This is a genomic window from Bifidobacterium tissieri (genome assembly GCF_002259645.1).
Lineage (GTDB): Bacteria > Actinomycetota > Actinomycetes > Actinomycetales > Bifidobacteriaceae > Galliscardovia > Galliscardovia tissieri.
In genome coordinates this window covers 1-24,533 of record NZ_MWWV01000013.1, presented here as the reverse complement: position 1 = coordinate 24,533, position 24,533 = coordinate 1, and the positions used below count along the sequence as shown (strand labels likewise).

At 61.4% G+C, this 24,533-nt stretch carries 18 protein-coding genes, 5 tRNA genes and 3 pseudogenes; 9 read left to right on the top strand and 17 right to left on the bottom strand.

Annotated features, from left to right (window positions below):
• Nucleotides 1–17: 17 nt before the first annotated feature.
• Together BTIS_RS12365 and BTIS_RS12360 are read right to left on the bottom strand one after the other, a co-directional pair.
• Nucleotides 18–836, bottom strand: a pseudogene (locus tag BTIS_RS12365) (ABC transporter permease); the annotation flags it as partial.
• Between the two features lie 558 nt (nt 837–1,394).
• Nucleotides 1,395–1,799: pseudogene (locus tag BTIS_RS12360) on the bottom strand (SDR family NAD(P)-dependent oxidoreductase); the annotation flags it as partial.
• A gap of 126 nt (nt 1,800–1,925) precedes the next feature.
• Here BTIS_RS12360 and BTIS_RS08930 point away from each other — a divergent pair.
• The 3 genes from BTIS_RS08930 (at nt 1,926) to BTIS_RS08920 (ending at nt 5,466) form a co-directional block, all read left to right on the top strand.
• A complete protein-coding gene (locus tag BTIS_RS08930) occupies nt 1,926–2,279 on the top strand; it encodes a winged helix-turn-helix transcriptional regulator (RefSeq protein ID WP_094664686.1) in 354 nt (117 codons plus the stop codon).
• A 272-nt stretch (nt 2,280–2,551) separates the two neighbouring features.
• The gene (gene ettA, locus BTIS_RS08925) at nt 2,552–4,231 is read left to right on the top strand and encodes an energy-dependent translational throttle protein EttA (protein ID WP_094664684.1); all 1,680 of its coding nucleotides are present in this window, start codon (nt 2,552–2,554) and stop codon (nt 4,229–4,231) included.
• 302 nt (nt 4,232–4,533) lie between these two features.
• Nucleotides 4,534–5,466, top strand: coding sequence for an acyl-CoA thioesterase (locus BTIS_RS08920; RefSeq protein WP_094664682.1), 933 nt, complete (start codon nt 4,534–4,536; stop codon nt 5,464–5,466).
• 144 nt (nt 5,467–5,610) lie between these two features.
• On the opposite strand, the gene BTIS_RS08915 is transcribed toward BTIS_RS08920, so the two are convergent.
• The 11 genes from BTIS_RS08915 to BTIS_RS08865 all read right to left on the bottom strand — a co-directional run bounded on the left by BTIS_RS08915 (nt 5,611) and on the right by BTIS_RS08865 (nt 17,935).
• On the bottom strand, nt 5,611–6,495 hold the full coding sequence (locus tag BTIS_RS08915; RefSeq protein ID WP_094664680.1) for a hypothetical protein: 885 nt from the start codon (nt 6,493–6,495) through the stop codon (nt 5,611–5,613).
• A 71-nt stretch (nt 6,496–6,566) separates the two neighbouring features.
• Nucleotides 6,567–7,163, bottom strand: coding sequence for a DUF3180 domain-containing protein (locus BTIS_RS08910; protein ID WP_094664678.1), 597 nt, complete (start codon nt 7,161–7,163; stop codon nt 6,567–6,569).
• Nucleotides 7,164–7,205: 42 nt separating this feature from the next.
• A complete protein-coding gene (folK, locus tag BTIS_RS08905; protein WP_094664676.1) occupies nt 7,206–8,222 on the bottom strand; it encodes a 2-amino-4-hydroxy-6-hydroxymethyldihydropteridine diphosphokinase in 1,017 nt (338 codons plus the stop codon).
• A gap of 54 nt (nt 8,223–8,276) precedes the next feature.
• Nucleotides 8,277–9,155: a dihydropteroate synthase gene (gene folP / locus BTIS_RS08900; RefSeq protein ID WP_094664674.1), complete on the bottom strand. Its 879-nt coding sequence runs from the start codon at nt 9,153–9,155 to the stop codon at nt 8,277–8,279.
• 99 nt (nt 9,156–9,254) lie between these two features.
• Complete coding sequence (folE, locus tag BTIS_RS08895; RefSeq protein ID WP_094664672.1) at nt 9,255–9,869, bottom strand: GTP cyclohydrolase I FolE; 615 nt, start codon at nt 9,867–9,869, stop codon at nt 9,255–9,257.
• Complete coding sequence (gene ftsH, locus BTIS_RS08890) at nt 9,869–12,007, bottom strand: ATP-dependent zinc metalloprotease FtsH (protein WP_094664670.1); 2,139 nt, start codon at nt 12,005–12,007, stop codon at nt 9,869–9,871. Before ftsH ends, folE begins: the two co-directional genes overlap by 1 nt.
• A gap of 3 nt (nt 12,008–12,010) precedes the next feature.
• Entirely contained in the window at nt 12,011–12,574 is a 564-nt protein-coding gene (hpt, locus tag BTIS_RS08885) for a hypoxanthine phosphoribosyltransferase (protein ID WP_094664668.1), read from the bottom strand.
• A complete protein-coding gene (gene tilS / locus BTIS_RS08880) occupies nt 12,561–13,646 on the bottom strand; it encodes a tRNA lysidine(34) synthetase TilS (protein WP_094664666.1) in 1,086 nt (361 codons plus the stop codon). The genes hpt and tilS overlap by 14 nt, the downstream gene beginning before the upstream one ends.
• Nucleotides 13,647–13,649: 3 nt before the next feature.
• Nucleotides 13,650–15,134, bottom strand: a complete 1,485-nt coding sequence (locus tag BTIS_RS08875) for a D-alanyl-D-alanine carboxypeptidase/D-alanyl-D-alanine-endopeptidase (protein ID WP_420807016.1) — start codon at nt 15,132–15,134, stop codon at nt 13,650–13,652.
• A gap of 56 nt (nt 15,135–15,190) precedes the next feature.
• Nucleotides 15,191–16,417, bottom strand: a complete 1,227-nt coding sequence (locus BTIS_RS08870; protein ID WP_094664662.1) for a glycosyltransferase family 2 protein — start codon at nt 16,415–16,417, stop codon at nt 15,191–15,193.
• Nucleotides 16,418–17,935, bottom strand: a complete 1,518-nt coding sequence (locus tag BTIS_RS08865) for an AI-2E family transporter (RefSeq protein WP_094664660.1) — start codon at nt 17,933–17,935, stop codon at nt 16,418–16,420.
• 137 nt (nt 17,936–18,072) lie between these two features.
• Between BTIS_RS08865 and BTIS_RS08860 the strand changes: the two genes are divergently transcribed.
• A complete protein-coding gene (locus tag BTIS_RS08860) occupies nt 18,073–19,029 on the top strand; it encodes a glycosyltransferase family 2 protein (protein ID WP_094664700.1) in 957 nt (318 codons plus the stop codon).
• Between the two features lie 167 nt (nt 19,030–19,196).
• Here BTIS_RS08860 and fucO read toward each other — a convergent pair whose 3' ends face one another.
• From fucO to BTIS_RS08845, 3 genes are all read right to left on the bottom strand, one after another.
• Nucleotides 19,197–20,348, bottom strand: coding sequence for a lactaldehyde reductase (gene fucO, locus BTIS_RS08855; RefSeq protein ID WP_094664658.1), 1,152 nt, complete (start codon nt 20,346–20,348; stop codon nt 19,197–19,199).
• A 420-nt stretch (nt 20,349–20,768) separates the two neighbouring features.
• Nucleotides 20,769–20,844 (bottom strand) — tRNA-Phe (locus BTIS_RS08850).
• A gap of 41 nt (nt 20,845–20,885) precedes the next feature.
• Nucleotides 20,886–20,959: transfer RNA gene (locus BTIS_RS08845), tRNA-Asp, on the bottom strand.
• 316 nt (nt 20,960–21,275) lie between these two features.
• On the opposite strand from BTIS_RS08845, the gene galE reads away from it, so the two are divergent.
• From galE to BTIS_RS08820, 5 genes are all read left to right on the top strand, one after another.
• Nucleotides 21,276–22,289: a UDP-glucose 4-epimerase GalE gene (galE, locus tag BTIS_RS08840; protein WP_094664656.1), complete on the top strand. Its 1,014-nt coding sequence runs from the start codon at nt 21,276–21,278 to the stop codon at nt 22,287–22,289.
• A 186-nt stretch (nt 22,290–22,475) separates the two neighbouring features.
• Nucleotides 22,476–23,309 (top strand): tRNA (guanosine(46)-N7)-methyltransferase TrmB, encoded by an 834-nt coding sequence (gene trmB, locus BTIS_RS08835; protein ID WP_245819389.1) that lies wholly within the window; start codon nt 22,476–22,478, stop codon nt 23,307–23,309.
• 184 nt (nt 23,310–23,493) lie between these two features.
• Nucleotides 23,494–23,565 (top strand) — tRNA-Glu (locus BTIS_RS08830).
• Between the two features lie 46 nt (nt 23,566–23,611).
• A tRNA-Asp gene (locus BTIS_RS08825) sits at nt 23,612–23,685 on the top strand.
• A gap of 43 nt (nt 23,686–23,728) precedes the next feature.
• Nucleotides 23,729–23,804: transfer RNA gene (locus BTIS_RS08820), tRNA-Phe, on the top strand.
• Nucleotides 23,805–23,866: 62 nt separating this feature from the next.
• Here BTIS_RS08820 and BTIS_RS08815 read toward each other — a convergent pair.
• A pseudogene (locus tag BTIS_RS08815) lies at nt 23,867–24,533 on the bottom strand (IS256 family transposase); the annotation flags it as partial.

The following is a 24,533-nucleotide window of genomic DNA, read 5'->3' as shown; positions in this document are numbered from 1 at the left end:
CGGGATGTCCTTTGCGTCTATTCGGTCCTCAGCGCGATGACAGGATCCTGCTTGGCGGCCTTGCGGGCGGGCAGGAAGCCGCCGATCAGGGTGATGAGCACGCTGATGGCCACGAGGACGATCGCGTACGGGATCGGCAGTCCCACGGAGAGCGTGCCGGCTCCGAGCAGGTTCGAGACCACCATGTTGGCCGGGATGGTCAGCAGCGCGGTCACGCCCACGCCCAGCAGGCCGGAGGCGAGGCCGACGATGATCGTCTCCGCGTTGAACACCTGCGAGACGTTGCGCTTGGATGCGCCGAGCGCGCGCAGGATGCCGATCTCCTTGGTGCGTTCGAGCACGGAGATGCGCGTGATGATGCCGATCATGATGCACGAGACCACCAGCGAGACCGCGACGAACGCGATGAGCACATACGAGATCACGTTGACGATCGTGGTAATCGAGCTGGTCATCAGGGCCACGTAGTCGGTGTAGGTAATGCGGTGGTCCTCGTCCTTGCCATCGTTGTATGCCTTGATGGCGTCGGAGACCGCCTCCTTGTCGTCGAAGCTGTCGGTGTAGATGCTGATCGATGACGGGGCGTCGGTGTTGACCTTACCGAACGCGGCGAGGTTGTCGTCGGCGGTCCTGCCGTCCGCGAACACCTGGCCGGTGAGCACGTCCGTGTCCGGCTTGGACTCCTGCGCCTTGACGATCGCGCTGTCGTCGGCGCGGTCGATCATCCAGTCGGTGAGTTCGGGCGTGTAGGCGACGGCCGTGACGATGTTCGCGCCCTTCGCATCCTCCATGGGGCGGATCACGCCGCTGATCTTCAGCGTCCTGCCGTTGGTGAGCAGCGCATCCCAATTGGCGTCGCCATCCGCAAGGTAGGTGAAGGTGCCATCGCCGTCGTCCTTGTACCGGTCGGAGGCGGTCGTCAGCGTGAACTCACGTCCGACGAGATCGCCGTAGTCCCAATCCATGGCCGGCGCGTCCCCGCCGTCCTCGATCGCCTTGGCGGCGTCCTTGTACTGGTCGGCGGTGATCAGGCCGAGCTGATACATCGTTCCGGCAGACAGCGAGTTGTTCCGGTCAAGCACGAGCACCACGTCATCGGCGCTCTTCGGCCACGATCCGGAGAGCATGTCGTAGCTGTCGAGCGTGGCCTTGCTGATGCCCTTGCCGTCGGCGCCGGGAGTGAGCTGGGAGAAGTTCGGCGCGGTGGGTTTGGCCGGCGTCTGGGCCATGGACTCGCCGCCTGCGCCGGACTGCTTCTGCCGCTCCGCGAACGCCACGCCCAGCAGATCGTTGAGCCGGCTGCTCTGGAACTGCGCCTTGCCGCTGCCGCCGTTGCTCTGATGCTCCACCGCGTTCCAGTCGACGTCGCCCTTCATGCCGGGCGCGGCGATGTTGAGGATGACCGGCGACGGCGACTTCTCCAGCAGGTCGGTCAGACCGTAGCTCAGGATGTAGCGGCTCACGTACATGAGGGCGAACAGGAACTCGAATCCCTCGCCCGTGACCTTGGTTTCCTTCGCCTGCCTGAGCGATGCAGCCGCGAGGACGATGGAGTCCAATGAATCGTGCTTGGCTCTGACCTCCTTGATGACGCGGCGGTTCTCGCTCACGAGGCTCAGGTCGGCGCGGATGTAGGTGGCTCGCTTCTTGGCGCCCATTGCGGCGGCCTCGGCAAGGAACCGATCGCCCTTGCCCTGCGAATGCCCCACGACGACCACGGAGTCGCCGCGCCTGAGGCAATGCATGGCCAGACCCCTGCCCATGCCGTCCGTGCCGCCTGTGATGAGGATCGTCTTCATGTTCACTCCCGGATGATGAGGTATTGATGAATTCCAGTTGATAGCTTTACTTTATCAAGTAACTGGATAAATTAAAGTAGAGAAAGATAGTATAGTAACTTGCAGAAAGTAAAGCTGGAGGATGCGATGAAGATAACCGAGGACGCGGTATGCGTCGAATCACTGCGCAATGTGATGGGCGTTTTCGGCGGAAAATGGCCTTTTCTCATCATGGGTGAGCTTCACGAGGGCCCCAAACGGTTCAACGATCTGAACAAGGAACTGAAGATCAACACGAAGTCCCTGTCCGACACGCTGAAACGTCTTGAAGCCGAGGGCGTAATCTCCCGTACCGTCTCGGACACCACGCCGGTCACCGTGGAATACGCGCTGACGGACAAGGGACGCGACTTCGAAACCGTCTTCCACGCCATGCGCGACTGGTGCGTCAAGTGGCAGTACTCCGGGGAGACGTCGCACACCGCGCACACCGCCCGCTGATTGCACGACCGCAGTCGCCCAATCCGGCCACCCAATGACAGCGCGGAACGTTTGGTCCGTTTCAGCCCATTTTCGAGCCCAAAAACGAACCAAACGTTCCGCGCTGTGAGTTCCCAGCTGCGAGTGTTACCATTCCAGCCTTTCCGTTACCATGGTGGGCGGTGGTTTGGCATGAAAGCGATCGCTATGCGGACAGACGCCGCACCGGGCGACCGGCATGCGCAAACCGACGGAACGGCGAAATTGCAATCTTTATTAAGGAGTAACTGCAAGTGGCAGAGTTCATCTTCCAAATGATCAACGCTCGCAAGGCATACGGCGACCGTGTGATTCTCGACAACGTGACGCTGAGCTTCCTGCCTGGCGCGAAGATCGGCGTGGTGGGCCCCAACGGCATGGGTAAGTCCACGCTGCTCAAGATCATGGCCGGAATCGATACCGTGTCGAACGGCGAGGCGACCCTGACCCCGGGCTACACGGTGGGCATTCTGCAGCAGGAGCCTCCGCTGGACGACGACAAGACCGTGGGCGAGAACATCAAGATGGCGTTTGGCGAGATCGCCGCCAAGGTCGCCCGATTCAACGAGATCGGCGAGGAGATGGCGAATCCGGACGCTGACTTCGACGCGCTGATGGAGGAGATGGGCAAGCTGCAGACCGAGATCGATGCGGCCGATGGCTGGGATCTCGACTCGCAGCTCGAGCAGGCCATGGACGCCCTGCAGTGCCCCGACCCCGACACCCCGGTGTCCGTGTGCTCCGGTGGCGAGCGCCGTCGTGTGGCACTGTGCAAGCTGCTGCTTGAAGCTCCCGATCTGCTGCTGCTCGACGAGCCCACCAACCATCTGGACGCCGAGTCGATCCTGTGGCTGGAGCAGTTCCTGCACCAGTACAAGGGTGCCGTGATCGCCGTCACCCACGATCGTTACTTCATGGACAACGTGGCCGAGTGGATCTGCGAGGTGGACCGCGGTCAGCTCTACCCGTACAAGGGCAACTACTCCACATATCTGGAGACCAAGGCCAAGCGTATGGAGGTCCAGGGTGCCAAGGACGCCAAGCTGGCCAAGCGACTCAAGAACGAGCTCGAATGGGTCCGTTCCTCGCCGAAGGCCCGTCAGGCCAAGAACAAGGCCCGTCTGGAGCGGTACGACCAGATGGAGCAGGAGGCACGCAACAACAAGAAGCTCGACTTCTCCGAGATCCAGATCCCGGCCGGCCCGCGTCTGGGTTCGCTGGTGCTCGAGGCCAACCACATCCACAAGGCGTTCGGCGACCGCGTGCTCATCGACGATCTGAGCTTCACCCTACCGCGTAACGGCATCGTCGGCGTGATCGGCCCGAACGGTGTGGGTAAGTCCACGCTGTTCAAGACGATCGTCGGCCTTGAGCCGCTGACCAGCGGCGAGCTGAAGATCGGCGATACCGTGAAGATCAGCTACGTGGATCAGAACCGTGCCGGTCTGGACCCGAAGAAGAACCTGTGGGAAGCCGTGTCCGACGGTCTCGACTTCATCGAGGTGGCCGGCGTGGAAGTGCCGACCCGCGCCTACGTGGCCAGCTTCGGCTTCAAGGGCTCCGATCAGCAGAAGCTCACGGGCGTGCTCTCCGGTGGTGAGCGCAACCGTCTGAACCTGGCGCTCACCCTGAAGCAGGGCGGCAACCTGCTGCTGCTCGACGAGCCCACCAACGATCTTGATGTCGAGACGCTCGAGTCGCTCGAAAACGCGCTGCTCGGCTTCCCGGGCTGCGCCGTGGTGATCTCCCACGATCGTTGGTTCCTCGACCGCGTCGCCACGCACATCCTCGCGTGGGAGGGCGACGACGAGAACCCGGCCAAGTGGTACTGGTTCGAGGGCAACTTCCAGGCCTATCAGGAGAACCGCGTGGCCCGTCTCGGCGAGGACGCGGCACGTCCGCATCGTCTGCACCGCAAGCTCACCCGCGTGTGATGCCACGCTGATACGCACAACATGTGCATACGAAGGGGCGTTCCCTTGGAGAGATCCGGGGGACGCCCCTTCGTCGTCTGTGCGGTCGTCCGTGCGGTCGTCCGTGCGATCATACGGATAACGAAGTCCGAATCAGCCGTCCCGGTTTGTCCGATCCCCATGAAACCCAACGGACACACCGTCATCTCACGTTCACCTATCTCACGAAGTCGTTACATGACACACCAAAGTTTCTTTACTCACGCCGCATAGACTGCTGTGCAGACATATTGAATCAGCCTATACGTGAAGTGAGGAAAGCTATGCCGGTCAAGGAACAAACGCCACTGGAACATCTGATCAAGGTGCTTCATCTGGGAGAGCCCTCCTCATACCGCAACCACACGTATATCAACGGCGAAAGCCTGTACTTCCCCACCGGCCGCGTCTACGGAGGGCAGGTCGTGGCGCAGTCCGTGGTTGCCGCCGCCCGAACGGTTGATGAGGATCGTCTGCCGCATTCGATTCACGCGTATTTCATCGCGGCCGGCGACATCCATCAGGACGTGCTGTTCGATGTGGAGAATCTTCGCGACGGCCGCTCGTTCTCCGCTCGCCGCGTGAACGCCACGCAGGCCGAGGGCCCGATCCTCACCGCCATCGCCAGCTTCCAGAAGCATGGGCAGGACGGCGTGGAGTTCGCCGACCCGATGCCCGAGAACGTGCCTGATCCGGAGACGTTGAGTTCGGCCAAGGAGCTCATGGAGCCGTATGCCAGCCAGTCGGAGTTCGCCAACTATTATGCGACCAAGTCCGCGTTCGATATTCGTCACGTGAATTCCACGGTGATGCTTGGCAGCGACAACACGGCGAAGACCCATGACAGCGGACGACAGATGGTGTGGATGAAGGTGGACGGAAACGCCGATGTCCCGCAGCTGTGCCATCGTGCCATTCTCGCCTGCGGCTGCGATCAGATCATGATGGAACCGATCGTGCGTCGTGCGGGATTGAGTTTCATGACGCCCGGCATTTCATATGCGACGATCGATCATTCGATGTGGTGGTATCGTGACGTGGATGTGAACCAGTGGCATCTGTATGTGCAGGATACGCCGACCGCGGCGCATGGCCGAGGCCTGAGCTATGCGAAGGTGTACTCGCAGGATGGCAGACTGGTGGCGGCCATGAGTCAGGAGGCCATGGTTCGCGTTCCGGAGTCGGCGACAGCGAAGACCGCAACGGCGACGAAGTAACGACGACAACCGGCAACACGGTCATCGGATCGGCGATCATGCCCAGATAACCGTGAGGGCCTCGTTCCGATCACATCCGTTCGAGATGTCTGATCGGCACGAGGCCCTCGTTGTTTCACGTGGCTGTTTCACGCGTCGTCTGCGTCACGACTGTTCACGAGGTGCAAGCACGTTCGCCAGATGGCTCATCGTCATCACGGATTCAGCCGGCAGATAGGCGGGATCATCCTCATCCACCGTCGGGTCGGGAATCGTATACACCTGAGCCGGGGTATCAGGGAAGATCACCTCCTGCTCCTTCGACCGTTCACGAATCCAATCGGCCAGGGTCCGATCGTTGTGGAACACCAGCATGTTTGAATCGTCAAGGGCACCGGCGACGTCGGCGTACGTCGGATAGTCAAGGTTCACGGAGATCGCATCGCGGGCACGGGACAGGGTGGGTACCGCGGTCTCGTCAAGTTCCCCCATCAGAGCATTGAACACCGCGTCGATGCCACGGTATACGGCCACTGGATTCTTCCGCTGGTTGGAGCGCGAGTACACGCTGGAAACGAACCATGCGTCCGGGTCCACGGGCACTCCGCGCATGGGCTGGTTCTTCTTCCAGTTCTTGGTACGGCGTACGTCCACGATCGGCTCGTCGTCGGGTCTTCTGACGTGAACCGCCACATGATTGCTCATCAACGCCCAGAGCGATCGGGCGTCCTTGAACCGCCGTGCGTTGCCGGAACCGTCGGCCGCGGCATGGGCCGCTCGCTGGGCGAGGTTCTTCAGGCTCACCGTCTTGCCGTCGGACGCCGCGGTCTCGATCCGTTCGTCGTCCACGACGGTGGCGTCGTTGCCGTCGAGCAGATCGAGGACGTCGAGGAACAGATTCGGCAGATTCGTATAGTATCGATCGGTCGTCAATGGATACTGTTCGTGCTCGCCATATACATGCACCGGGCGCAGTTCCCCACCATCGCCGGCGACCCACAGGGCGATGTCACGCGTACCCGTGATTATGCGCAATTCATAACGTGTCATGCTTTCCATTGTGTCATACACGTGTACATGCGAGTCGCGGGTACGCTCCAGGCCTTTCCCTGCCGGCCGGCTTACTGACGATCGTCGCCGCCGTTTCGACGACGATCACGTTTGATCCGGGTACCCGAAGAGACAGCGGTGGCGTTCGTGGAAGTGGCGGCCGGGGTGACCGGAGCCGCGCCGCGCAACCGCTCGGCCTCCTTGACCTTGGGATGCTCCGGCCCCTCGCGCGGTGGCAGCTGGCACCAGTACTCCCCCACGATGCCGATGATCATATCGGCAAGACAGACCATGGCGCTCACTCCGCATTCGATGGCCGCATTGGCATAGTATTCGGCATCGAGATGTGGCAGGCACATGACCAGCTGGCCGCCGTACCATCCGACGAGGGCGGCACCGGCCACGCCCAGGGATTTGGCCAGCACGAGCGTGTTCACGGCCCGGGACATGCTCATTTCCCTGAGATCGCCCTTGATGTACCGGCGCACCTGCCATGCCATCACCAGCACCAGTATGCCCATCAGCGCCAGCAGCACGGGAACGATCCAAGGAGCGCCCGTGAACGTGTATTCGCTATGTTCGGTGAGCTTGACCAGCATCACGCCGGCGAATCCGCCGAGAATCACCGCGATGACGTAATACCACCATGGCGTACGACGTGCCTTCATATGTTGTCTCCCGTCAGTTCGTCCGTGCCGGTGTCCGCTGCGCTATGCTTCCGCAACGGATCCGCCAAGGATCCAGCCATCCGAGACCTTGTGCACTTCGTCATGGTCCGGCGTGTTTGCGAGTAGTTCAGTCACGCGGCCGCCATGCGGTCCCGCGAGGCGAGCATCAGGATCGAGATCAGCCCATGGAGCGAGCACGAACGCCCGCTGCCATGCACGGGGGTGCGGCAGCGTGAGATGCGGGTCGGCGCTGATCTCACCGTCATAGTCCACAATATCGAGATCGAGCGGACGTGATCCCCAATGCACATCGTGAGACCGTCCGTGCGCGGATTCGATGGTCTGCAGGGCGGCGAGCAGGGTCTCCCGATCCAACGTGGTGCTCAACTGGATCACGGCGTTGAGAAAATCGGGCGTTCCCGGTTCCATGCCCCATGCGGCCGTTCGGTACAACGGGGAGATACCCGTGAGCTGATTGCCGGGAACGCCGTCGATCGCCACCACGGCGGCTCTCAGCGTCTGTTCCACATCGCCGAGATTGCCACCCATGGCGATCACCGCGGAATGTACTTTTGGCGTGGAAACCTCTGAATCCGAGGACCGGTCGGCTCGGGTGCCGGTCATATCGCCGGTATCGACCGACGCCGATCCAGCCGCGGATGACGCGATCGAGGCCGCAGTCGGGTTCTCGTCATCGTATCCGTCACGTGCGCGCTCGATCGTCACGCTCACGTCGTCGAACGGCACGGTGATGGGCGCGTTCGGCTTGTGCACGGTGACAATGACGCGACGGATGCGATGCGACAGCAGGATCGAGTCAGCGATCTTCGCCGCCAGACGTTCGATCAGATCGACATGTTCGCCTTCGATGACGTTGACGATGCGCTGAGCGATCTGGCCGTAGTCGACCGTTTCCGTAAGGTCATCGGTACGTCCGGCCTCCGAAAGATCGAGGAACATCGTGGCGTCGACGATGAACGGCTGCGGTTCGGCATGCTCGAAATCGAATACGCCGTGTGCTGCTTCGGCGCGGATGCCGGTGAGACGGATGGAATCCATGGGATCGGTGCCTTTCAGAACGAATGATGAAATGATGATGGATGACTTGACTGCTTACCGCTGACGGAAGTTGCGCCACAGCGTGCCGGCGTGCACGGCGGCGACGGAACGGGGAACATCGTGCACGCGCACGGCCCATGCACCATGTTCGGCGCAGAGTGCGGATAGCGCGGCGGTCATGGAGTCACGATCCTCCATCGTGGGGTCGGCGAATCCGGCCTCCTGCAGCATGGCGGTGACGAACCGTTTGCGGGACTGTCCGATCAGCACCGGATAGCCGGTCTCCTCGAACGTCTCAAGCCCGGCGAGCAACGGCAGATTATGTTCGATGCCGGGCTTGGAGAATCCCAGACCGGGATCGATGATCACCCGTTCGGGATCCACGCCGGCGGCGAGCACCGCATCGACCTGTGCCATGAGCTCGTCCTTGACGTCGCGCAGCACGCCGTGCTCATAGACGGACGTGTCGGCGTCGGGAACTCCGCCCTTACCGCCGGCGAGCCAGCCACGCCAGTGCTGCACGATGTACAGGCAGTCGTGATCGGCGACCACATGCGGCAGGTCGGGATCAAGCCGGCCGCCGGAGACGTCATTGATGATTTGTGCCCCCTTGTTGAGAGCGGCAAGCGCCACGGACGAACGGGTGGTGTCGATTGACAGCACGGCATCGTGGTCGTCGTTCAGCAACGCCTTGACCGCGCCGGTGACGCGTGCCAGCTCATCCTGTTCGCTGACACGCTTGGCACCGGGACGCGTGGACTCGGCACCGATGTCGATCAGATCGGCCCCATCCTTCATCATCGCCTCACCGTGCTCCCTCGCCTTGACGGGATCGAGCCAGAGGCCGCCGTCGGAGAACGAGTCCTCGGTGATGTTGAGCACCCCCATGACCAGTGTGCGATCGGGGTTGCGTAGTGCAGTGATATCGGTCATATGATGACCCCCTTGTATACACGACTGAGGGTGGCCGCCGTTCCGCGACCACCCTCAGTCAGATTTCCCAGATTTCCGCCGTCATATCAATGGGGCGGATCAATGCTGTGACAGTATCAGGCTCATGGCTTCGGCGCGCGTGGCGGGCTGTCGCATGATTCCGCGCACCGCCGATGTGGTGGTACGGGCCTGCGACTTCTTCACGCCGCGCATCGACATGCACAGATGCTCGCACTCGGTGACCACGATTGCGCCGCGGGCATCCACATAGTCCATAAGCGCATCCGCGATCTGCTGGGTGAGTCGTTCCTGCACCTGCGGTCGACGAGCGTAGACCTCCACCAGACGGGCGAGCTTGCTCAAACCGGTCACGCCCTCCTTGGAGGGGATGTAGCCCACATGGGCCACGCCATGGAACGGCAGCAGATGATGCTCGCACACCGAGTAGAGCTCGATGTCGCGAACCAGCACCATCTCCTCGGTATCTACCTTAAACCGTGCGGAGAGCACGTCCTTCGGATCCTGATGCAGACCGGCGAAGAGTTCGCGAGACGCCCTGGCTATACGGTCGGGGGTGTCGAGCAGTCCTTCGCGGTCGGGGTCCTCACCGATGGACTTGAGGTAGAGGCGTACGGCCTGACGCACGCCCTCCTCGTCGAATGCACCCTGTGTCTGTTCCTCTTGTGCCTGTGCCTTCTGCGCGACTTCACTCATCAGGCGGCTCCCTGAGTGGCATCGCCATTGGCGGAAGCGGCAGAAGCGGCGGGGTCGGCAGGGGTGGGGGCGCTGTCAAGACCGGCATTGCGACGCAGCGATTCGGGGATCGGCACGGGAGGCAGATCGGAATCGGGGCGACGGTCGTTCGACAGCCACACCTCACGCTGCGGCGCCTTCTTCACCTTGGAGAAGATGACGGCCAGCTCCTTCTCGTTCAGGGTCTCCTTGACGAGCAGCTGACGGACGAGCTCGTCGAGCACCTCGCGGTTCTCGTTGATGATCGTCCATGCCTCGGTGTGCGCGGTCTCCACGAGACGAAGCACCTCATCGTCGATGGTCTCGGCGGTCTGATCAGAATACTTGCGCGGGCTCAGGCCGTCCATCACCGTGGTCTGATCGTCGTCCGACGCCCACTTGATCGCTCCGAGCTTGGAGGAGAAGCCGAACTCCACCACCATCTTGCGGGCGATGTTCGTGGCCTTCTCAATATCATTCGAAGCGCCGGTGGTCGGATCGTGGAAGACGATCTCCTCGGCGGTGCGGCCGCCCATGGCGTAGGCCATCTGATCAAGCAGCTCGTTGCGGGACTGGGAATAGCGGTCCTGCGTGGGCATCACGGCGGTGTAGCCGAGCGCACGGCCACGCGGCAGGATCGTGACCTTGGTCACCGGGTCGGTGTTGTTGAGCGCGGCGGCGACCAGCGCATGACCACCCTCGTGATATGCGGTATTGCGCAACTCTTCGAGAGCCATGCCCTTGGAACGGCGACGCGGGCCGGACAGCACACGATCGATGGCCTCGTCAATGGCACGGTTGTCGATCAGCTGGGCACCGGCACGGGCGCACAGCAACGCGGCCTCGTTGAGCACGTTGGCCAGATCGGCACCGGTGAAACCGGGGGTACGCACGGCGATCATGTGCAGATCGACGTCCGGAACGAACGGCTTGCCCTTGGCATGCACCTTGAGAATGGCCTCGCGTCCCTCCAGATCCGGAGCCTCGACGGCCACCTGACGGTCGAATCGGCCCGGGCGCAGCAGTGCCGGGTCAAGCACATCGGGACGGTTGGTGGCGGCGATGATGATCAGATTCGTATCGTTGTCGAAGCCGTCCATCTCCACAAGCAGCTGGTTCAGGGTCTGCTCGCGCTCGTCGTGACCGCCGCCCATGCCGGAGCCACGCTTGCGGCCGACGGCATCGATCTCATCGATGAAGATGATGGCGGGAGCGTTCTTCTTGGCCTCGTCGAACAGGTCACGGACACGGGACGCACCCAGACCCACGAACATCTCGACGAAGTCGGAACCGGCCATCGAGTAGAACGGCACGCCGGCCTCGCCTGCGATGGCTCGGGCCAGCAGCGTCTTACCGGTTCCAGGAGGACCATACAGCAGCACACCGCGCGGGATGCGGGCGCCCAAGGCCTTGTACTTGGACGGGTCCTTGAGGAAGTCCTTGATCTCCTCGACCTCCTGCAGTGCAGCATCCTCACCGGCGACGTCGGCGAACTTGGTCTTCGGAGTGTCTCCCTCCAGCAGCTTGCCCGTCTTCTTGCTGCCCATGCCGAACATGCCGCCGCCGGCCCCGCCCTGCATACGACTCATCAGCCACCAGAACAGGCCGAAGATGATGAGGAACGGCAGCAGGGAGCTCAGCAGATACGTCAGCATGCTGGTCTGCGGCACAGTGGAGGTCCAGCCCTTGGACGGGTTGGCCTTCTCCACCGCCTGCGAGACCTGGCCGCCCTGCGCGAACACGTAGTAGAACTGCACGTTCTTGCCATAGTTGCGGATCTTGCCGGTGTCGGGATCCTTCTTGCTGAAGTCATCCTTCAGTTCCAGCTTCACAGTCTGCTTGTTCTCGGTGATCTCCGCGTACTGCACGGCACCGTCCTCAAGCAGCTGCAGACCGTCCTGGGTGTTGATGGTCTGGGTGCCTCCCATGGAGAACATCTGGAAACCACTGATGGCGAGCAGCACCAGCAGCGTGACCCAGATCCACGGCGACTGCCAGAACGGACGCTGCGTCCCGTTGCCGTTTTTGTTCTTGTTCTTGTTGGACTTACCGCCCCGACCCCCATCGGGATTGGTGAACGGGTTGCCGTTATCGCCCCTGTTCGGGCCCGGAAAGCTCATGTACTACTCCTGGTTTTCTTGATATACCTTGGGATTGAGCACCGCGATCGAATCAAGATTGCGATACTTTTCGTCATAATCCAAGCCGAATCCCACCACGAATTTGTCGGGAATCTCGTACCCGCGGTATTTTACGTCGATATGCACCTTGTGACGTGCCGGCTTTTCGAGCAGGGCGAACACCTCCACGGAGGCGGCGCCACGACGCTTGAGCTCCTTGATCAGCCAGTCAAGCGTGATGCCGGAATCGATGATGTCCTCCACGATCAGCACATGACGTCCACGCACATCGGTGGACAGATCCTGACGGACCGTGATCTTGCCGGAGCTTTCAGTACCCGATCCATACGATGACAGGCTCATGAAATCCATGGACACCTGAATCGACAGGGCCTGGGAGAACGATGCCAGCGTATTGATCGCCCCCTTCAATACTGCCACCAGCAACAGATCCTTGCCGGCGTAGTCACGACTTACCTGAGCGGCCGCCTCCTGAATTTTGGCGTCGATCTGCTCCTTGGTGACGAGTTCCTCAATGATGTCGTCTGGGATGTCAGCGATTTTCATGCATTCCATCATGGCACAGGAGAATGACGTGATTCTGACGGCTTGCTGAGTAACCGCTGGAAAGACGCACGGCACCTTGACCATGCCAGTCGACGATCAGCCGATCGATGGCCTCCACATGCCGGGAAGATGTGGGGGCGCCAGCCTCGGTGAGCAATCGCGCGATCACCCTCGTACGGATCGCCTCATGCTCTTCGGCCAGCGTTCGCGTGTCGATTCCCGCCACGGCATCGCCATGGGCGAAGTCCACCGCATGGTCGTAGACGCGGGCGGCCTGCATATCGAGATAGTTCTTATCCCGCTGCGCGATCCGCGCACTGCGAGCCAGATGCGACACCATGTCGGTTTTGATGAAGTTCGTCAGATACGGCAGCAACGCGATACGGATGCGACTGCGCAACGGTAGGTCGGTTGACAGTCCTCCCTCATCGGCGGTGCCGCCATTGGTCGGGTCGTCCCACCATTCGATATCGCGACTGACGCACACGGCAGTGGTCTGCGCCCGAGTGAGGTCGAGGAACGGCCGGGCAAAGGTCACGCCATCCCGCTCGATCACGTCCGGCATACCGGCCAACGAATCCAGACCAAAGGTGCGGGTCAGGCCAAGGAGCACGGTCTCCGCCTGATCATCGCGCGTATGGGCGAGCAGCACCGCCACGGCACCGAGTTCCGAAGCCACGGCCGTAAGAGCCTCGTAACGGGCGTTTCTGGCTGCCGCCTCCACGCCGACTCCGGCGGCCTCCACGACCACACGGCGTACGATCACCGGGGCCATGCCGAATCCGCGGCACTTGTCCGCGGTCTCCCGCGCCACATCGGCCGAGCCGAACACCAGCCCATGGTCCACGATCACCGCGCCGCAACGCACGCCGAGTGTGCCGCACACGATGGCGGCAACGGACGACAACGCCAACGAATCCCTGCCGCCCGAGCAGGCGACGAGCACCAGCGGGGCGGTGTGATCAGGCCGGTGCACCCCATGTCCACGCTCTCCTGATCCTTGGATTCCCAGCATTTCCAAGCATCGACGCACATCGCCAATGGCCTTGCGAAGTTCCGGCGTATAGGTCATGGGTCACAGCTCCGGCAGTTGGCCAACCAGATGGTCAAGCGCCTGAATGGCGGACCACATGTTGGCGGGGTTGTTGATGATGATCGCGAATGTCAGTACGCCTCCCTTGGTCCGCGAGACATTGCCGGTCATGGACGTGACCGTGTCGAGCGTACCGGTCTTGAGACGGATCAGACCGTTGGTGGACGAGGGGAACGTGTGATGCAACGCGGTACCGGACAGACCGCTGACGGCGAGCGCTTCACTGGCGGACGCGACGGCGGTGCCGGTCTGCGCGTACTTGGATTGGGTCTGCATCAGGGTTTCCACGGTGAGCTGCGTGCCGGTGGACAGACCGGAGCAGTCGGCCATGGTGAGACCGGTGGTGGTGATGCCGTGCGCTTCGAGGATGCTTTTCACGGCTTTGGTGGCGCCTTCGGGAGAGTTGTCCTGGCCGGTTTTGATGGCGGTGAGCCTGCCGAACAGTTCGGCTTCCGTATTGTTGGAGTTCTTGAGCATGAAACTCATGATCTCGCTGAGTTTCGCCGAGCTGACGGACGCGATGGGTTTGCTTTCAGGGGCCTTGCCTTCGGCGGTCGAGGTGACGGTGATGCCCTGTTCGCCGAGTTGCCGGGCGAATTCGGTAGCGGTGTCTGCGGCGGGGGTGGAGGATCGGGGTGGGAATTTCGAATCGACGTCGGGATCGGCTGGCTTGGTGGTGCCATTCCAGTTGCGTGCGCCATCGATGGCCATGGATGCCATGGGAGCGGCGTTCATGAGGTCGACGTTGTTGGCGCCGATGGTGTCGGGCAGGCGTTTGCTGCCGAACAGGGAGTCGTCGTAGGCGAGGGCGACCGTGGTGATGTTCTTCTCGCGGAGCACGGCCGCGGTGCGTGCGACCAGTGTGGCGATGCCTGCCCTGCCGTTGATGTGGTTGGGGTCGGATTCGCCTGATCCGAGCAGCATGTCGCCGTTGCCTTTAAGCGTGAGCGTTGCGGAGTCGCCACTGCCGGTGAGATACACGTCGGTGTCGAGCGTGGACGACATGTCGAGCGTGGATGCGGCAGCGAACGCGGTCAGGGTCTTGAGCGTGGATGCGGGTTCGCGAGCGACGGTTTCATTGCGTTTCACCACGGCATTGCCTTGTGCGTCGGCGATGATCAGGGAGAAGTCGTTCCCTACGCCTTCCGCCGATGCGAACTCGTCGACAAGCTTCTGCGCCTGGGCCGCGTCGATCGTCGGACCGTTCTGGAGCTGTCCGGTCAGGGTCTTCACCGTCCGGGTTTTCGCCGCGGCGGGGAAGGTGATCGGCTGCGCGGATGTCGAGGTGAGCAGACCGGGTGCCATGTCGGCCGCGTCGGCCACGATGTAGCCCACGGCGAGCAGCACGGTGACCGCCGCGGAGACGATCACTGTGATCTTGCGTCGGCCCATCGTCTGACGATGGATACGCATGGACCGCCTGTCCCCCGGATTGGTGGGAACGTTATCGGCAGTGGATACGGTCACGATTCCTCTTTTCGTATGCTTTCGTAATGAAGTCTACGATGGTTCCATCCGGCGGATCAGCGGCCACGATGCTCGATGGGTTTCCAACCGGGCTTGGAGAACATGGCCTGGAACGAGATCGGAATATAGCTGATCAGGTAGATGGGGAAGCTCAGGCAGTAGGCGACGAGCTCCTTGTTCGTTGCGTCGATCTTATCCCGTTCGGCGATGCAGGTGATGGCCGCCAGCGCCATCATGCCGATCACGGATGCCACACCGCCCACGATCCAGAAGTTCAGCGAGGCGAGTTGGCTTGACAGCGAGACGAATCCCAGGGCGACGAACAGGCCGGCGAGCGCGGTGCGGATCACCGACAGTGCGGTGAACGGGCAGATCAGCAGCGTCAGGTCGATGCAGGAGAAGTCGCGCTCCTTGATGGCCCTTTGGATCATGGCCGGACCGTAGTAGCGGAATACCTGCAGGAATCCGCGACTCCACCGCAGGCGCTGACGCCAGCTCTGCTTGAAGGTGACGGGCTGCTCATCGTACAGCACCGCGGTGCCGCAATAGCCGATGCGGTCGCCGTGAAGGATCGAGTCGAGTGTGAATTCCAGATCCTCGGTGAGCAGGTGGAACTTCCATCCCTCGTTGCGTTCCATCACCTCACGGGAGAACATGAATCCGGTGCCGCCGACGTGGCAGCTGGATCCGAACACCATGCGGGAGTTGTTGAGGAAGCGCGATTCCCTGACGAACCATAGCGCCGATCCGGAGGAGACCCAGTTGTCGTCGAAGTTGACGGAATTACGGTAGCTGGTGAGGATGCGGAAGCCCGACTGGAAGGCGTTGTTCATCTGCGTGAAGTAGTCCTTGTCGAGCAGATTGTCCGCATCGAATACGAAATAGGCGTCGTACTGTTTTGTGGCCCCCGAGTCGATCATGGTGTTGAGCAGGAACGTCAGGGCGAATCCCTTGCCGATCTGCGTCTGGTCGAATCGTTCCACGACATGGCATCCCTTGGATCGTGCGAGTGCCGCCGTGCCGTCGGTGCAGTTGTCGGCCACCATCCAGATGTCGATGAGTTCGCTGGGATACGTCTGGTTCTGGATGCAGTCGATGAGATTGCCGACCACGGTCTCCTCGTTGCGCGCCGAGATCAGCACGGCGTACCGCTTGTCCTGTGGCGCCTGGGGGAATGTGGTGGTCTTGGCAAAAAATCCGGTGAGCAGACACACCGCCTGGTAGATCATGCCGGCGGCTCCGAGTACGAACAGCAGTACGTCGATGGCGGACAGCAGGGCCATTTAGCGCCACTCCTCCCTGGCACTACGGCCGGTATCGGTATCGTTCGCATCCGAACGAACGGATTCGTTCTGGTCATCGCCGTCGTGATCGTTGACGGCATCGTCTACCGTAGCACTCGTAGCATCGGACGGATTGAGATCAGGCTTGACGGCATCGGGTTTCACGGTGTTCTTCGGAATCGCCACCGTCTGCGAGTCGTCGAGTTCGGCGGCCGTCGAGTATCCGGCCAGTCGGCTGTGCACGTACTCGAGTTCGTCACTCATCGCGGACGCGTTCACGCGAACGCGGGCGGTCGAGCCCTGGGCGGCACGCGGCATGTGATCGGTCACGGGCTTGACCACATGGGTGGCGAACGCCTCCACGCCTTCGACCATCTTCGATTTCTTCACCGGCTTGGGATCACTCAGCAACGGCGAGTCGATGAGCTCGTACCGCTTGGTGTATGCCTTGAACACGGTCTGGAAGCTTGCGGTGAGCGGTAGGGCGAGGAACGCGCCGAGCGCGCCGAACACCGAACCGAGCGCCAGCACGGCGAGGAATGCGATGGCCGGGTTGAGGTCCATCGTGCGCTGCGAGATCGCCGGAGACAGGATCAGGTTCTCGATCTGCTGGTACACGATGATGTAGATCAGTACGAACATCGCGTACTTGATGCCGTTGGTGCCCCACGCGGAGACCACCGGCAGCGCACCGCCGATGTACGTGCCCACCGTCGGGATGAACTGCGATACCAGTCCGCAGAAGATCGACAACGGCAGCCAGTACGGAATATCGAGCATCATCATGAAGATCGACATGCACACGCTGGAGATGGCCGCCAGGATGATGCGGCTGTACAGGAAGTTGGAGATCTGATCCTGCACCACCGTCCACACCACTAGGAACCGTTCCTGGCTCTTGGGCGCGATCCACTGGCACAGACTGCGACGCATGGCGGGGAAGGCCGCGGAAATATAGTAGGTGACCAATGCCACGGTCATGATGCCGAGCAGCACGTTGAGCAATGAGAACGTGGTGGTCAGCGCCTGATTGGCGAAGTTGGTGACCGTGCTGGTCTGCAGGCTCTTGAACACCTCCATGCCCAGATCCTCCATGCTGGGGACCTTCCAGCTCGTCTGCGATTCGATCACGTCGACGATCTGGTTGTACAGTCCGGGCAGGCTCTTGACCATGCCGACCAGCTGCTGCACGAACATGTTGCCGAACAGCGTAAGCAGTCCGCAGATGATCACCAGCAGGGACACCAGCGTCACGCCGGATGCTGCGCCGCGCTTCCAGCCGTGGCTGACCAGCCAGCGCACCACGGGCTCCACGGCCAACGCGATGAACATGGAAATCACCACGTACAGGATGATCGAGCTGATCTTGCCCCATGTGTTCCATACGAATACCGCGGCGAATACGGCGATCGCCGCGTACAGCAGACCTCGTCCAAACCATTCCGGAGGCCTTCTGGGATCCCCTTTACCCGGAAACACCGATCCGACGTCGAAGCGTTCTTCCTGACGATCATTCATACGCGACATTATTCCCACCGACGGTGACATGTAATCGGCGATTATTGCGGCGAGGCATGTCAACGATACGGTTTCGTTTACGAAATGTTTGCTTGACAAACGTCATGCAATCCCCGCTCTCGCGTATTGTGGGAAACGTGCTTACCGTCTCGATTGTGATTCCGGCATGGAATGAGGAAGAAAGAATCGCCGACTGTCTGCTCAATGCTACCCGGCAGACCGTCCGACCCCACGAGGTCATCGTGGTGAACAACCGATCCACCGACAACACCGCGCAGGTGGTACGGGACTTCATCAAGAACCATCCCGACGATAACGTCATCCTGCTCGATCAGGATAAGGAACAGGGACTGATCCCCACCAGAAACTTCGGTCTTGATCACGCCACGGGCGATATTCTGGGTCGGTTCGACGCCGACTGCATGATCAAACCAGACTGGGTGGAGGTCGTGACCGGCATCTTCACCGAGGATCCCGAGGCCATGGGCGCCACCGGACCGGTGATGTACTACGATATGCCGTCACGTCATTTCGGGCTGAAGGGCGACAACTCGATTCGCAAGCGCATCTTCCGCGCCGACGATGGCCGACCGCTGCTGTTCGGATCGAATATGGCATTGCGTGCATCCGCTTGGCGACAGATCTCCGGCGAGGTGTGCCGTGACAAGTCCGACGTAATGCATGAGGATATCGACATCTCGCTGCACCTGATCGGCAAGGGGCTCAAGACCGTGTATTCACCACGCATGATCGCCGGTATGAGCGCGCGTCGCATGGATACGTCGCTGTCGTCGTTCCGCAATTACATGCGACGGTTCAAGAACACGTTCGACGCGCACCCCCAGCATTGGCGCAAGCATAAGCCGGAGATCCTGTTCACCGCCATGTATCCGGTGATGCATCTGTTCTACCCGGTGTGGCAGAAGGTGCTGGATTCCGCCGATATCAATCCGGCCGAGGCCGCGTGGATCAACGAGCAGATGGAGCTCGCGGAAAACGAGGGCAAAGCGCTCTATGACGAGACCTCCACCGATGAGGAGTGGGATGAGGAGCACGCCGAAGGGCAAGCCGGTCAGAATCAGCAAGGCGAGTGAACCGTGCTGATTCCGGTGTGTGTACCGGAATCCGTGTCTCGAGAAAGACTACATGACGAAGGGGAGCCCGTACGGGCTCCCCTTCCTGTTGTTGGTTGTTGTTGATCGTTCATTTCATTCCGCTCAGGAGTTCCTCCGAGGGGGATCCTGAGCGGAATACGGGCTGGTTACATGAGGCTCTTGTAGATGGCGAGGATGTCCTCCTCGGTGGCCTTGCGCGGGTTGCCCGGGGTGCACACGTCGTTGAACGCGTCGTGGGCCAGGGGCTCGAGGTCGGCCTCGGTGGCGCCGACCTCGCTGATCGTGGTCGGGTTCTTCAGGTCCACCGTCAGCTGGTGCACGGCCTGGACCGCGGCCTCGCGCACGGTCTCGAGGTCGGCCGTGTACGCGTCGGCCACGCCGAATGCGTCCGCGATGTCGCGGAACTTCTCGCCCGTGTAGTCCTTGTTGTACTCCATGACCGGGGCCAGCAGGATGCCGTTGGCCACGCCGTGCGCCACGCCCAGACGACCGCCCAGCGGGTGCGCCATGCCGTGCACCAGGCCCAGGCCCACGTTCGAGTACGCCATGCCCGTGATGTACGACGCGTACGCCATCTGCTCGCCGGCCGGCACGTCGCCATCCGCGCTCCTGGCGAGGTTCTTCGCGATCATGCGGATCGTCTGCATGCTTAGGCAGTCCGACAGGCTCCACGCGCCCGGCGTGATGAAGCCCTCGATCGCGTGCGTCAGCGCGTCCAGACCCGTGGCGACCTTCAGGCCGCGCGGCATAGAATCGGTCAGGTCCGGGTCCACGAACGCCACGATCGGGATGTCGTGCGGGTCCACAGCCACGAACTTGCGCTTGTTCTTCGTGTCCGTGATCACGTAGTTGATCGTCGTCTCCGACGCGGTGCCCGCGGTGGTGGGCACGCCGAAGATCGGCACGCTCGGGTTCTTCGTGTCCGCCACGCCCTCCAGGGACAGCACGTCGCCGAACTCCGGGTTCGCGCTGATGATGCCGATGCCCTTGCACGTATCCTGCGGGGACCCGCCGCCCAGACCGATCAGGAAGTCCGCACCCGACGCCTTGAACCGCAGCACGCCGTCCTGGATGCACTCCACCGGCGGGTTCGGTTTGACGTTGTCGAACATCTCGTACTCCAGGCCCGCCGCGTCCAGCACGTCCGTGACCTTCTTCGCGGTACCCGTCTCCAGCAGCACCGGATCGGTCACGATGAACGCCTTCTTAAAACCGTGCTTCCTCGCGACCTCCGGGATCTCCTTGATCGCGCCACGACCGAAATACGCCGTCTGATTGAAAATCATCCTGTAGACCATATGCTCTCCTTTGACTAAGGTCCGTATCGGTTGTTGCGAGACCTTCCCACGATGGCAGGCTCGCTTCGGTACTCATCGTACCGCCGATTTGATCGTTCCAGCGACGATTCTCCCAAAATGTCTTATATCGTCCCTATATATGGGACGTCATGCAGGGTTTGCTACCTTGAAGAATTTCCCCTCCGCCACACAGCGACAACATACGGGCCGAAAAAGACGATATCGGCAATTCGTAGTGGCTTACGGACGCTATGACACCCTGGAACGTCCGTAAACCACTACGAATCGCAGGAAACGTCTTTTTCAGCCTGTAATCGTATATACGTTCGTCATGGAAACCGCAGATACGACAACCGTGGATACAACGGATACGACGGATACAAAAAATCCCCGACCGGATGTACCGGACGGGGATTCAAGTGGTGGCTCCGAGCGGCATCGATCCGCTGACCTAACGATTTTCAGTCGTTCGCTCTACCAACTGAGCTACAGAGCCATTGAACAAAAAACCCGGCATGGACCGGGTTCTTATCCAAGCGACTCCGACCGGACTTGAACCGGCGACCTCCGCCGTGACAGGGCGGCGCTCTAACCAACTGAGCTACGGAGCCACATTGACTTCGCTTGAAGCAACGAGTAGAAATATTACATGAAAGTGGGAATGACGCAAATCGAGCATGCCGTTCGGCGTGTCGCACTATGCCCCCAAGCCACATAATCGTTGAAATATCAAGGAAATGTACTTGTTTACACACGATTCTATGATTGTGTTTGGTTTTGCGCGCATAATTGCCCACCGGTGGGCTATACTGAAGATGTTAAAAAAGATAACAAAAGCGAGCAAAAGTGAACATTTCGTGTCGTGACCAACGACAATCGTCCGTCATTCACACGATCACCCCGCCCGCAATGTCAGGAAGGTACACCATGACAGTTCTGGTCACAGGAGGCTGCGGCTACATCGGCGCACACGTGGTCCACGCCCTTCATCAGGCCGGCGACAAGGTCGTCGTCGTTGACGATCTGAGCTACGGCAAGCCCACCCGCATCGAGGGATCCCGCCTGTACGGCATGGATATCGCCGCCCCCGGCGCCGGCGAGCGCCTGGCCGAGATCCTCGACGCCGAGGACGTCGACGCCGTGATCCACTTCGCCGCCCGCAAGCAGGTGGGTGAGTCCGTCGAGAAGCCGCTGTGGTACTACCAGCAGAACATCAACGGCATGCTCAACGTGCTCACCGGCATGACCAAGTCCAAGAAGGCCAAGAAGCTCGTCTTCTCCTCCTCCGCCGCCACCTACGGCGTTCCGCCGGTGGACGTGGTGCCCGAGGACGTGGTACCGATGCTGCCGATCAACCCGTACGGCCAGACCAAGCTGTTCGGCGAGTGGATGGCCCGCGCCTGCGAAGAGCCGTTCGGCATCCGCTTCTGCGCACTGCGCTACTTCAACGTGGCCGGCTGCGGCCCGGTGGAGCTTGAGGATCCGGCCATTCTGAACCTGATCCCGATGCTGCTCGACCGCCTGAAGAAGGGCAAGGCTCCGGCGATCTTCGGCGACGACTACCCCACCCCGGACGGCACCTGCGTGCGCGACTACATCCACGTGAGCGATCTGGCCGACGCGCACATCGCCGCCCTGAACTACCTCGATCGCGACGAGCGCAAGTACGACGCCTTCAACGTGGGCACCGGTGAGGGCACGTCCGTGCGCCAGATCGTCGACGAACTCAAGAAGGTCACCGGTCTGCCGTTCAAGGAGACCGTGATGGGCCGCCGTGCCGGCGATCCGCCGCACCTGATCGGCTCCCCCAAGCGCATCAACGAGGAGATGGGCTGGCACGCCAAGTACAACGTGGAGGACATCGTCCGCTCCGCATGGGAGGCCTGGCAGGCCAACCCCGAGCATCACATCGACGTCGAGAACTGGAAGCAGGCCGACTGATCGAGTGGCTCGGTAATCACGTCCAGCCAACTCCGGAAAGGGGCCGGCAGCCGTCCAATCATGGCGGCCGTCGGCCCCTTTCCCATTATCGGGGTCCGTCGCATTCGCCACGATTCGCTAGGGTGGATGTCATATATCGCATTCACGACCAGCAATCGGAGTTTTTCAATGAACGATTCCCCCAGCATGCCGGCACCGAGCGCATCCGGCACCGCACCCACCGCCGACCGCCCGTACGAACACCGCGAACTCATGTCGTTCGTACGGCGCTCCTCACGACTCGACAAGCGCCTGCAGAAGGCATGGGATAACTATGCCGACACCTACCTGCTCGATCTGCCGCAGGTGGGAGGACGAGAGCTGTCGGTCTCCCCCGACTTCAATTTCGATCACGCATTCGTGAAGCGCACGTGGGGCAACAGCCATCCGATGATCGTGGAGATCGGAACCGGGCAGGGCGAGAACATCGTCGCCGCCGCGCAGAACAACCCTGACGTGAACTTTCTGGCGCTGGAGGTATACCGCCCCGGTGTGGCGCATGCACTGCTCAAGGCAGGAAAATACGAACTGGCCAATCTGCGCGTTGCCGAGGTCAACGCCCCCGATCTGATGGCGGTCTGCGAAACCGGACTGCTTAACGAGGTCTGGACGTTCTTCCCCGACCCCTGGCCCAAGACCAGACATCACAAGCGCCGTATCGTACAGGCCCCGCTCGCGGCCGAGGTGCATCGCGCGTTGAAGACCGATGGACTGTGGCGTATCGCCACCGACATCGAGGATTATGCCCTGCATGTGCATGAGGTGATGGACGGCCGCGACGACTTCGACAACATCGGAACACGTATCGTCAGCCTGCCCACCGAACACGTCAGCAAGGGAACCGCCGACACCGCCGCATCCCTGCCCCACGCCGACTTCACCGAATCGGAACGGTTCGACGGCCGCGTACTCACCAACTTCGAAAAGAAGGGCATCGACGCCGGACGCGTGATCCACGACTTCACGTATCGCGCCCGGTAGGTCGTCAGCCGTTGTCAACGGTTATTCGCGGCCGTCGCCGGATAGTGACGGCCGTGGATTGTCACGAGACCCCGGTGATGTGCTCAAATCATTGCAAATACAGCGTTTTGAACACATCATCTGATCGCGACACGCCGAGAGTTGCACATATGGGACGACTCCCGTAATATCAATCGAGTTGTCCGCCCCCGTCGTCTAACGGTTAGGACATCAGACTTTCAATCTGACAACGAGAGTTCGACTCTCTCCGGGGGTACGAAATCAACCGCAAGGTTGGATTTCATGAGTAGTTCACTACTTGTGGCTCCGTAGCTCAGTTGGTTAGAGCGCCGCCCTGTCACGGCGGAGGTCGCCGGTTCAAGTCCGGTCGGAGTCGCGAATGGAGAAGCCCGGTTTCGGCCGGGTTTTTCACTATTCATGGCTCTGTAGCTCAGTTGGTAGAGCGAACGACTGAAAATCGTTAGGTCAGCGGATCGATGCCGCTCGGAGCCACCACTCAGATCCCCGCCCGGTACACCCGGTCGGGGGCTTATAGGCCAAAATGTGTGTCTGGTGGTCTAGTCGTTGGATGGCCAGTCGACCCGGGTGTGGAAGTCGTTCCAGTCGATGCCGGTGCCGTGGCGCATGGGGATGCCGAACGTCTCGTATCGGCCCTGCGGGCTGTTCTCCCATGCCTTCCGGTAGAGGCTCTCCAGCCGTTCGTCCGTGACCGCGTTCGCTGCCAGCCATGCGTCCGTCTCGGGGTGTTCGGTGTGCTGGTGGCACCACCAGCAGATCGCCTTCAGTTGCCGGATCAGGCGCAGTCCGCGGTGATGGCGCAGCATGTCCCGGATCCGTCCGTTCCATGATTCGATGAGGTTGTTCGTGGATGGTATCGTTCCGTTCTCCGTCAGGTCCTCGTCGAGGAACGTGAACAGGCGCCCCTCGCGGATGCGTCCGCGGATCATGCGCCTGGCCCTGACGAGTCTTTGGTGCATGTCGTTCACGCTGCCGTCGGCGTATTCGCTTTTCTCGTCGAGGAAGCCCGCGAAGTCCTGCTCCCACTGGTTATAGGAGGCCAGCCAATCGGCCGCGGCCGCGCCGTCCCTGACGCGCGGCAGGGCGAGGGCGATGCGTCTGAGCCGTCTGCCCGCCTCCAGCCGGGGCCTCATGCCGGTGAGCCCGAATATGTTGGCCTGCACGTGGAACAGGCAGCGTTGGATGCGGGTGTCGGGCCACACGGTC

Bases quoted from the DNA above. Each gene is read 5' to 3' on its own strand.
- BTIS_RS08930 (WP_094664686.1), top strand. From the start codon at position 1,926: ATGAAGATAACCGAGGACGCGGTATGCGTCGAATCACTGCGCAATGTG.
- BTIS_RS08920 (WP_094664682.1), top strand. From the start codon at position 4,534: ATGCCGGTCAAGGAACAAACGCCACTGGAACATCTGATCAAGGTGCTT.
- BTIS_RS08915 (WP_094664680.1), bottom strand. From the start codon at position 6,495: ATGACACGTTATGAATTGCGCATAATCACGGGTACGCGTGACATCGCC.
- BTIS_RS08910 (WP_094664678.1), bottom strand. From the start codon at position 7,163: ATGAAGGCACGTCGTACGCCATGGTGGTATTACGTCATCGCGGTGATT.
- folK (WP_094664676.1), bottom strand. From the start codon at position 8,222: ATGGATTCCATCCGTCTCACCGGCATCCGCGCCGAAGCAGCACACGGC.
- folP (WP_094664674.1), bottom strand. From the start codon at position 9,155: ATGACCGATATCACTGCACTACGCAACCCCGATCGCACACTGGTCATG.
- folE (WP_094664672.1), bottom strand. From the start codon at position 9,869: ATGAGTGAAGTCGCGCAGAAGGCACAGGCACAAGAGGAACAGACACAG.
- ftsH (WP_094664670.1), bottom strand. From the start codon at position 12,007: ATGAGCTTTCCGGGCCCGAACAGGGGCGATAACGGCAACCCGTTCACC.
- hpt (WP_094664668.1), bottom strand. From the start codon at position 12,574: ATGAAAATCGCTGACATCCCAGACGACATCATTGAGGAACTCGTCACC.
- tilS (WP_094664666.1), bottom strand. From the start codon at position 13,646: ATGACCTATACGCCGGAACTTCGCAAGGCCATTGGCGATGTGCGTCGA.
- BTIS_RS08870 (WP_094664662.1), bottom strand. From the start codon at position 16,417: ATGGCCCTGCTGTCCGCCATCGACGTACTGCTGTTCGTACTCGGAGCC.
- BTIS_RS08865 (WP_094664660.1), bottom strand. From the start codon at position 17,935: ATGAATGATCGTCAGGAAGAACGCTTCGACGTCGGATCGGTGTTTCCG.
- fucO (WP_094664658.1), bottom strand. From the start codon at position 20,348: ATGGTCTACAGGATGATTTTCAATCAGACGGCGTATTTCGGTCGTGGC.
- galE (WP_094664656.1), top strand. From the start codon at position 21,276: ATGACAGTTCTGGTCACAGGAGGCTGCGGCTACATCGGCGCACACGTG.
- trmB (WP_245819389.1), top strand. From the start codon at position 22,476: ATGCCGGCACCGAGCGCATCCGGCACCGCACCCACCGCCGACCGCCCG.